Origin of the sequence: Sphingomonas lacusdianchii (assembly GCF_022664395.1) — a bacterium.
In the GTDB taxonomy this organism is placed as follows: domain Bacteria; phylum Pseudomonadota; class Alphaproteobacteria; order Sphingomonadales; family Sphingomonadaceae; genus Sphingomonas; species Sphingomonas lacusdianchii.
In genome coordinates this window covers 21,417-29,970 of record NZ_JAKRET010000026.1, presented here as the reverse complement: position 1 = coordinate 29,970, position 8,554 = coordinate 21,417, and the positions used below count along the sequence as shown (strand labels likewise).

Below are 8,554 nucleotides of genomic sequence, written 5' to 3'. Positions count from 1 at the left end.
GACGCAGATCGCGGTCTCCTTCATCGACACATCTAGGCCAACATAGCAGGTCATCTTCCGTCCTCCTCTTCAGGGGACGACAGGCTATCCCAACGAGCACCGCTCCTGATTACGCCATGTGGTTCACAGACCAACCCGCCGCATGCAGCAGTGCGGTTACCCGACGGTAACCGTAGCGCCCATACTGCTTTGCCAGCGCGACGACGTCGTCGGTGAGCGCCTGCTCATCATTAGCCCCGCACGGCACTTTGCGCTGCGTTGACCGGTGCTGGCCAAGCACGCGGCACACGCGCCGCTCGGACACGTCCAGCACCTCCCGGACCTGGTCGATGCAGCGCCGGCGCCGTGCGGGGCTCAGAAGTTTCCCTTTGCCGCCTCCTGCAGGATGAGCTTGTCCAGCGTCAGATCCGAAATCGCACGCCGCAGCCGGGCGTTCTCCTTCTCCAGATCCTTCATCCGACGGGCCTGGTCCGTCTTCAGGCCACCATAGTCCTTGCGCCAGCGATAGTAGGTCTGCTCGCTGACCGCGATCCGTCGGCACGCTTCGGCGGTCGTGCCGCCTTGGCCCAGCACGATCTCCACCTCACGCAGCTTGCCGATGATCTCCTCGGGCTTGTGTTTCTTCAAAGGCATTCGTTGTCCCTTCCCTGGTCCAGACTGTCATAGTCGATGGACCACTCAGAAGGGGGCAGCTCAGCTGCGAGTGTCCGTTTCTGGGTCCTCGCGGCCGGAAGCTGCCGGACGGCTTCCGACCCAAAATGCGTCGTTCGCCGATCCGGTTGTGAACGGCAGCTTCCTCCAAAACCGGCCATTCGCTCAGCGCAAAGCGATCTGGCAGCGTTGCGCCCCATCGCGGTCATTCGACCAATCCGCTGTCGATCCCGGAAGCGGCCGTTCGTTCATCTCGCCAATTGCGGCGTCCCGGACGGCTGGCTTTGGGGACTTAGCTGCCGTTCGCTCGCGGCGTGTCGAACGGCGGCTCTTGTCAGAAGCCGACGTTCAACTTTCGCCCGACCGGCACCTTGGAACGTCAGAAGCTGGGCCGGTTGCGGACCGGCAACTTTCGGGCAGAATGGCGACGAAGCGGACGTTAGGGTAGAGCCTCTCGTTCAAACCGAGGGAGTCTCCGGTTCGAAACCGTCGTCGCCCACCATTACAGGCAGCGAAAGTAATCGCGCACGGTAACGGGTGTCGCTAGGCAAGGGCGCCTAGTGTCGAATACTGAGAGAGGGAAGCTTGACCACGTTCCGTCTGAAGATGCTGCCCGCCGCTGACGGTGACTGTCTCCTACTGTCTTGGGGCGACGGGCCTCTTCACCACATGGTGATCGACGGCGGACGGAAGAGCGCCTACCCGCATCTCAATGACGAACTCGCCGCAATCGCCGACAAGGGCGAAAGGCTGGCGCTCTACGTTCTCACGCACGTTGATGCCGACCATATCGAGGGCGCGCTCGCCTACCTGAAGGACGTGAACCGTCCGTTGCTGCCTCAACAGGTCTGGCACAACGGCTACGACGAGATGCGTCGCGTCTCATCGCTCAACACGCGCAGCGTTCGCCAAGGCGACGAATGGTCAAAGGCCATCGCGAGACTGCGCTTGCCGATGAACCTGCCGTTCGACGATCGCGTGGCGTCGGTGGAAACTGCAGGGTCCGCTCCCATCGAGATCGAAGGGCTCAGGATAACCTTGCTGTCCCCCACTTCCGAGCAGCTGGCCAGGATGTGGAGCGAATGGGAGGAGCGGCGAAGCGATTCGGCCGCTCGAGGCGAAGACATGCGGGCCTCGGCGGGACGTTCGACGGCACCCTTTCCGTCGCCGATCGTGGTCGAGGACCTGATCGCCGGCGGAGCTACCGACACCAAGGCTCCGAACGGCTCGAGCATCGCGTTCGTCGCGGAATGGAAGGGCCGGCGCGTCCTCCTCAGCGGCGATGCTCATCCAGACGTTCTCGCCGCCTCCATCAGGCCCTTGGCGAAAAGGGAGGGAAGTGGCCGCTATCGGGTAGATCTGCTCAAAGCATCGCATCACGGAAGCAAGAAGAACACTTCACGCGAGCTTATCGAACTCCTCGACTGCCGTCAGATGGCGATCTCGACCAGTGGCGCGATGCACGACCACCCCGATCCGGAATCGATCGCGCAGTTCCTACACTTCGGGCCTTCAGGTCCGAAGCGGCTGTGGTTCAACTACTCCACGTCGCGCACCGAACCTTGGGGCGATCCACTGATCCAAAAGCAGCACGACTATCTAGCCTTCTATCCTCAGCAGACCGCAGGAGTCGGAATGATCGACATCATGGCTGATCCCGAGGGCCAGATCTCTGAGAGCGAACTTAACGAGGCGCTTGATCCAGCGAGCGGTCTCCTCGACAACTGAACGCGAAAGCACGGCGGCCTTCAGGGCGGGCAAGCGCAGAATTTGGGGGGATGATGGACTACAGCTGGCATAGTGCGGCCGAACTTGCCCAAAAGCTGCGCGCCGCTCTGGAGGTGCGCCATCCGGACGAAGTGACCGAACTGCGCATTGCGATCGAAGGGGATCTGGTCGTCCTCGAGGGCGAGGTCGCGAGCGAGGGATGCCGCAGCGACGCCAAGCGACTGGCACTCTCGTTCGACGGCGTCTTCAAAGTTGCGAACCGGCTCGAGGTTGCCGCATTCCTCACGGGCGCGAGCGACACTGCAGACGAGGACAACTTCTTCGACAAGCCTTTTCTGCAAGACGCCCGCACCGCAGAACACGAGCGCATGCCGTCGTGGAGCGAGATCGTGCGCCGGAGCACCGGGGAGCGGATCGAAGGACCCGGCATCGAATACGGCTCGGTCCAGCCGGAAGCAGCGCCCGAGCCCGTGGAGGTCGGCCGCTTTCCGACGGTCGAGAAGTCGGGTGAGGTCAAACCCGGCGCCTCCATCGACGTCATCGTCGGTTTGTCCACAGATGCGGCCGCTCATGGGCAGCCCATCTCGATCGGCAGCTTCCCGTCGGACTGGTCGGAAATCGACGTCTCGGTGCAGATCGCCGGCGAGTGGCTCGCGACGGCAGCCCCGCAGACCGGCACGATCACCCTACGCCGAACAGGCGATCCAACGTCGGCCCGGTTTGCGTGCACCGTTGCGGAAGACTACGTCGCAGGCTCGCCGGCCGTGCTGCTCGTCTCCTACCTGCACGGCACGCGCATCTGCGGTCACTTCAGCATCGATCTCGCGACCGCTGAGGCCGAGCAGCACGTTCCCTCTGCGGAGCCCGCCCCCGCACCGCCCGAGCGAGTCTCCGGCGCCCGACCCACAGTGACCATCGTCCCGGACGCCCAAGGACCCGCCATGAGCGTGATGATCTCCGCGATGGAGGGCGATCGGCAAATGTGGATGTGGACGGCGTTCGGTCCCGCAGGCGCCTCGAGCGGCAGCAGCTTGGTCGAGCTCGGCGCTCCACCGAAGATCTTCGCGGATACGCTGCTTCAGTCGTGCCCCAACCTTCCTGCGAACTCGTTCCGACGAACCATGCGAGGCATCGGCGAGGCGATCTGGCGAAAGGCTCCCGCCGGCTTCCAAAGCGCTTATGCGCGTTGTCGCGACACAATCGGACCCGGCTTCGCGATCCAGTTCACCACCGACGACCCGCACATCCCTTGGGAGATGATGAAGCCGGACCTCGACGATGGAGCGGTCGACCATCTCTACGTCGAACATCCCGTCGCTCGATGGCCGCTCAACTCGAAGCATCCCATGCGGGCCGCCTTCGGCGATGGCGAGATCGTCTCCTTCGTTCCTGAATACAGCTCCCAGCGCCTCAGTGCGGCCGCCCAAGAGGGAGATTGGATCCGCTCGACGCTCGGCGCCGTAAGGATGAATCCCACACGCGACGAATTCCTGAATCTTCTGGACGGCGACTATGATGGCATCGTGAAAATGCTTCACTTTGCTGGTCATGGCAGGGCAGACACCGGCTCGAACGACGGCGGCATCGATCTCGAAGACGCACCTGTCGGTCTGATGGACGTCTACCAATCGTCGGTGCGGATCGGCATTCGGGACGGACCGCTCCTCGTCCTGAACGCATGCGAGGCGTCCGCAGGCGCCGAGATGCTCGGCATGAACACCGGCTGGGGCGCCGCGGTAGCGGCCAGCGGGTTCGGTGGACTGATAGCTCCGCTTTGGGCGGTGCAGGACTCTGTCGCCTTCACCATGGCACAGGATTGTCTCCCGGATCTGGTGAACAGCTGCGCTCCGCTAGGGGAGGCCGTGCGCAAGGCGCGGCTGAAGAACGCCAACGCATCCGTCGCCGCACTCGCCTACCTGGCACATGGTGACGTCATGGCCAGCTTCGTCAGGTCGTGACGAGACTTGGGAGATCGACGATCGCGCCGGCAGGCACAAGGGCCCGAACCTCCGCCACGAGATCGTTGGTGGTCGCCGGAGTCCTGATGGACACGATCAGGCTGAAGGGAACAGCCACGTCCTCGGGCGGCGTGCTCGGGTTGGTCGCCCACCAGCCGCGACTCGGCGTCACGTTCAGCAGACGACGCCCTACCAGCTCATAGGCCGGACCACTCCAGACGTCATGATGAAGCGTGCCGCGGTTGCGCTTGCGCCAGCCCAGCGTCCAGCCATCGTCCGACGCTCCCGGACCTGAGGCCACCACTGCCCGATTGACCCGGCGCTCTGCTCGAGACTCGCTTTCCTCGAAACGCTGGAAGTCGAAGCTGAGCCCATGGGACGAGTAGAGCTGCGGCCGTTGCAACCCGGCGCTGTGCGGGTCGGGCTCGACGAAATACGATAGAGTGCACCGCATTTCGATCGGAGTCGCCCCTAGCGCGCGCAAAGCCCGATCGGGCCAAGGAAGCCGAAAGGACTTCATCTCCTTGAGGGTGATGGTTCTGCCGGGCTCGCGCTTGAACGGACGCAGTTCATCCTGCGCGATCAACGTAAGCGCGTTGTCAGCGCTCCAGAACACGCGCTCCTCGTCCGGAACGCCCCAGCCGAAGCAGTCGAGGACCGCCAGCGTGGCCTGCTCCCCAGTCGCACCGGCGCTGATCATCGCCTGCCGCCGCGACTTCATCGCGTCCGTCCACTCGGCACAGTGGACGAGCAGCCCGCGGATCGTTTCGGGCCGCATTGCGGGATAACGGGCCAGCACTCGACCGGCGAGCCTGGCGGCGGCAGCACAGGCGGCGCTCGTGTCGCCTGTGTAGGTTATCGGACGACGGACAGGGTCGTTCGACGTCGTGGCGATCATGTCGGGTGCGTGCGGCCGCGAGGTGCGCCCACCGGGATCGATGCCGTGATTCCCACCCTCCATCATTATGTCGGGCTTGTGATGGCGAGGCCGGAAGTTCCATGGCTGTGCGGTTCGCGAACGCGGCGACAAGCTGCCCAAGTCCGCCAAGGGCGAGGGCCCTGTGCACTTGTTCGTGACGGCGCCCACCGAGAGGACGTTCAGCGCCTGCGCCGGCGACTGAATGCCGTGACCGTCGTTCAACGAATGGTAGTCCGCTACCTGATAGGGCTGAGCAGCGGAAGTCTCGACGTTGCCGACGGCAACGCAGAACAACCGAGTTGCAGACCCGTCGTTGAACGCGAGCTTGTCGAGCGTCGAGGACGTCGAGGTCGGCTTGCCGTCCTCAGGCTCGCCAACGGCCGTCGCTGCCAGACAGAAGACCCGTTGATGGTCGTTGACCGCTTCGGCAGCCGCCACTCCTCGGGCGATCGCATCTCGCCCGGGTATGCGCACCGTGCTTCCGGGATTGAAGACAGCCACCGACTCCAACCCGATATCCAAGGTGACCGGACCGGTCTGTGCCACCGTCTCAGCCAAATCCCCATAAAGAGCGACACCCGCCATCTTCGTGCCGTGCCCGTCCGGATCCATCGGGTCCCACGCGCGCGTCGCCGCAAGGCAGCGTGCAGCCGGCAGCGCCGGCGAGAGCAGCGCGTTCGCCTGGTTCACGCCGCTGTCCAGGAGCGTGACCCACGGAGCTCCCGGCGGCGGCGGCACCACGCGCGCCGCGAGGCTCTGATACTGCGCGATCCGCTCCGGAGGTGGGAGATCGGCATGCTCGGCGATGAAGTTCGAAGCACCGCGAAGCTCGACGACCGCCGCGCTACTGCCGATCAGCCGCGTCAAGGCCGCCTTCGTGGCGATCACGTTGTAGACGAGGATGTCGACGAACTCGGTGCGACGTCCCGACAGCTGCAGGCCCAACGCGCTCACCGCAGCTTCGAAGACGTCCACGAGCGGACTACGAACCCAGATCTCCCACTCTACGGCGCCCCGCTCTCGCGGGAAGTTGGCCGGGGAGTCGGTCCAGAGATCCTCTACGGTTGCCAGGCGGAACTCGTCCGCGCTTTCGAACAACCAGAAGTTCCGTGGCCGGTTGGAGGCTTTCTCATCCGGATCGCTCTGATTGAGTCGATCGACGCCCACGTCGTCGGTCCACGATTCATACTCGGCAAGCGTCCTGTTCAGCGACTCGATGGCGTTGCCGCTCAGGAAGTAAACCGCCCTGTCGTGGCCACGCCGTTCTTCCCGCCGGGCATGCCGCTGGACATTCAGCAGCTGCATCCCCGTGCTGGTAGCCCGTCGAGCCTCGCCGACGACCAGTTCCTGCCCCTCCCTCGAGGTGACCGAGACGGTGACCCCTCGTCTGTGAGCAGGAACATCCATCGACGCCTGAGCGATGGCGGCATCTCGAAGAGACTCGGATACCGTCGCGAGGTCGCCCCGAAGCCTCTGAGCATGAATCGCCCGGTTCTGAACCTCGGAAGGGAGCGATCGATCGCCACCGCCGTGAGGCTGAAAGCTCTCGGAGACTTGCCCAATGCCTTTGACGATTATGTGCCGATGTCGAGCCATTACAGCACGCTAGCATTCGACACTTGCGAGTGCCAGAGCACCACTTACCTGTGCGGCTGCTTCCTGTCCCTAATGGCCTGCAGGATCGTCGAGTCGGTAAGCTGACCATCCTCCTCAAGGACGGCGTCTCGCGCGGCGTCGTCTGCTGCAGCGACGATGTCCGCCTGGCTCAACCCGTCCGCCGCTGCGGACACCTCAGGCCATGAAACCGCGGAAAGGTCGAACTGCGGAAGGCGGTTCGACAGCAGGCGACGCACATGGTCGGGCGGCGGCAGATCGTAGCGCACGATCGCCTCGAAGCGCCTGAAGAACGCGCGGTCGAGCAGCTCCTGGTGGTTCGTGGCGGCCAGAAGCAGGCTACCAGAGGAGTCCTCGTCGAGGAACTGTAGGAACGAGTTGAGCATCCGGCGAGCCTCGCCGATGTCGTTCTCCGCGCCGCGCTTCGTGGCCAGCGCATCGACCTCGTCGAAGAAGTACACGCCGCGTGCACCCTGCATCGCGTCGAAGACGATCCGGAGCTTGGCCGCAGTCTCGCCCATGTATTTGGTGATCACGCCGTCCAGTTGAACCGTGAATAAGGGCAGCCCCAGCTCGCCGGCGATGGCCGCCGCCGTAAGGCTCTTGCCCGTCCCGGGAGGCCCGGAAAGCAGAACCTTCCGTCGCGGCAGCAATCCTCGTTCGGCGAGAACACCACGCTCGCGGTGCTCGCGCACGATCTTGCGCAGTCGCCGCTCGATCTCGTCGGTGAGCACAACATCCGACAAGCGGGTCTCGGGATAGGACGCACGCACCAACGAGGCGAGTTCGCCCCGCGGCGCGGCAATCATCGTCGGCTTCGAAGCGATCCTCCGCTCGCCCGCCTCCTCACGCAGCGATCCGATGAGCGTGCCGATCTCATCCGCCATCCGGTGGTGCCCGGCCTTGCGGGCGTCCGAGGCGATGTGGTCCGCGATTGCCAGAAAGCGCTCGTCATCGCCTGCCGCATGGCTGCGAATCATCGCGATAAGCTGCTTGCTGCTGGCCATGCGGGCGCTCCTAATTCGTTGCAGAAGATTGGTCGAGGGCTTCGATCAACAGCCGGTCTGCGCGTTCGCGCAGTCTATCGGATGCTTCTCGTAAACGCAACGCTTTACGCACTAGTTCGGTCACGGTGCTGCCAGGCGCCGCCGGATCAAGGATGTCCTTCAATCGCCGCAGAACGGCCTGAGAGAAGGCGCCCGCCTCGAGCGAGCGGCTGAGCGTGGATTTGTCGATATCGACCATGTCTGCCAGCTGGCGCATGCTAAGGCCGTGAGCCGCCATGTGATCGCGCGCATGCTGGGCCAGGTCCATATCCAGAATGCGAGCAGGCCGTCCCATCTCCATCGTGTTGCATAAAATGTTGTCTTTTGGAACGCCGATCGATCGGGCATCTTCAAGAGCTGCCAGCCATCAGCGGACCACGCGCGAGCGATTCAGTCCCGCAAAATCGCGATCGACATCGAGCAGGTAGACGCCTCCGTCGTTCGTACGGAGTAACCAACCACGCCGTGAGCGCTGAAGCGTGCGACGAGCCGATGCCGAGAACCTATCGGCACCAGTTAATCCGCCCTGCCGGATCAGTGTCCTCGAGCCTGGCGATCCGATCAGCGATGCCGAAGGCTGGCCGACAGGCTTCATCGCCTCTCTCCGCAGCTCTTCAGCTCAACTTTCGGCAAGGTAG

At 64.0% G+C, this 8,554-nt stretch carries 5 protein-coding genes and 1 pseudogene; 2 read left to right on the top strand and 4 right to left on the bottom strand.

What is annotated here, in order from left to right; all coding sequences use genetic code 11:
- Window positions 1-121 precede the first annotated feature (121 nt).
- Window positions 122-633, bottom strand: a pseudogene (locus tag MF607_RS20635) (transposase); the annotation flags it as partial.
- Between the two features lie 603 nt (window positions 634-1,236).
- Between MF607_RS20635 and MF607_RS20630 the strand changes: the two are divergent.
- Together MF607_RS20630 and MF607_RS20625 are read left to right on the top strand one after the other, a co-directional pair.
- Window positions 1,237-2,379 carry a ComEC/Rec2 family competence protein gene (locus MF607_RS20630; protein WP_242122005.1) on the top strand — a complete coding sequence of 381 codons (1,143 nt, stop codon included), beginning with the start codon at window positions 1,237-1,239 and terminating at the stop codon, window positions 2,377-2,379.
- Window positions 2,380-2,429: 50 nt separating this feature from the next.
- Window positions 2,430-4,337: a CHAT domain-containing protein gene (locus tag MF607_RS20625; RefSeq protein WP_242122004.1), complete on the top strand. Its 1,908-nt coding sequence runs from the start codon at window positions 2,430-2,432 to the stop codon at window positions 4,335-4,337.
- Here the strand turns inward: MF607_RS20625 and MF607_RS20620 are convergent.
- The 3 genes from MF607_RS20620 to MF607_RS20610 all read right to left on the bottom strand — a co-directional run bounded on the left by MF607_RS20620 (window position 4,327) and on the right by MF607_RS20610 (window position 8,184).
- Window positions 4,327-6,561: a S8 family peptidase gene (locus tag MF607_RS20620; RefSeq protein ID WP_242122003.1), complete on the bottom strand. Its 2,235-nt coding sequence runs from the start codon at window positions 6,559-6,561 to the stop codon at window positions 4,327-4,329. The two genes, MF607_RS20625 and MF607_RS20620, sit on opposite strands and share 11 nt — an antisense overlap.
- A 335-nt stretch (window positions 6,562-6,896) precedes the next feature.
- Entirely contained in the window at window positions 6,897-7,877 is a 981-nt protein-coding gene (locus MF607_RS20615; protein WP_242122002.1) for an AAA family ATPase, read from the bottom strand.
- A 10-nt stretch (window positions 7,878-7,887) separates the two neighbouring features.
- Window positions 7,888-8,184, bottom strand: coding sequence for a helix-turn-helix domain-containing protein (locus tag MF607_RS20610; RefSeq protein WP_242122001.1), 297 nt, complete (start codon window positions 8,182-8,184; stop codon window positions 7,888-7,890).
- Window positions 8,185-8,554 lie beyond the last annotated feature (370 nt).

Coding starts and splice junctions, on each gene's coding strand:
- MF607_RS20620 (WP_242122003.1), bottom strand. CDS start 6,561: ATGCAGCTGCTGAATGTCCAGCGGCATGCCCGGCGGGAAGAACGGCGT.
- MF607_RS20625 (WP_242122004.1), top strand. CDS start 2,430: ATGATGGACTACAGCTGGCATAGTGCGGCCGAACTTGCCCAAAAGCTG.
- MF607_RS20610 (WP_242122001.1), bottom strand. CDS start 8,184: ATGGACCTGGCCCAGCATGCGCGCGATCACATGGCGGCTCACGGCCTT.
- MF607_RS20615 (WP_242122002.1), bottom strand. CDS start 7,877: ATGGCCAGCAGCAAGCAGCTTATCGCGATGATTCGCAGCCATGCGGCA.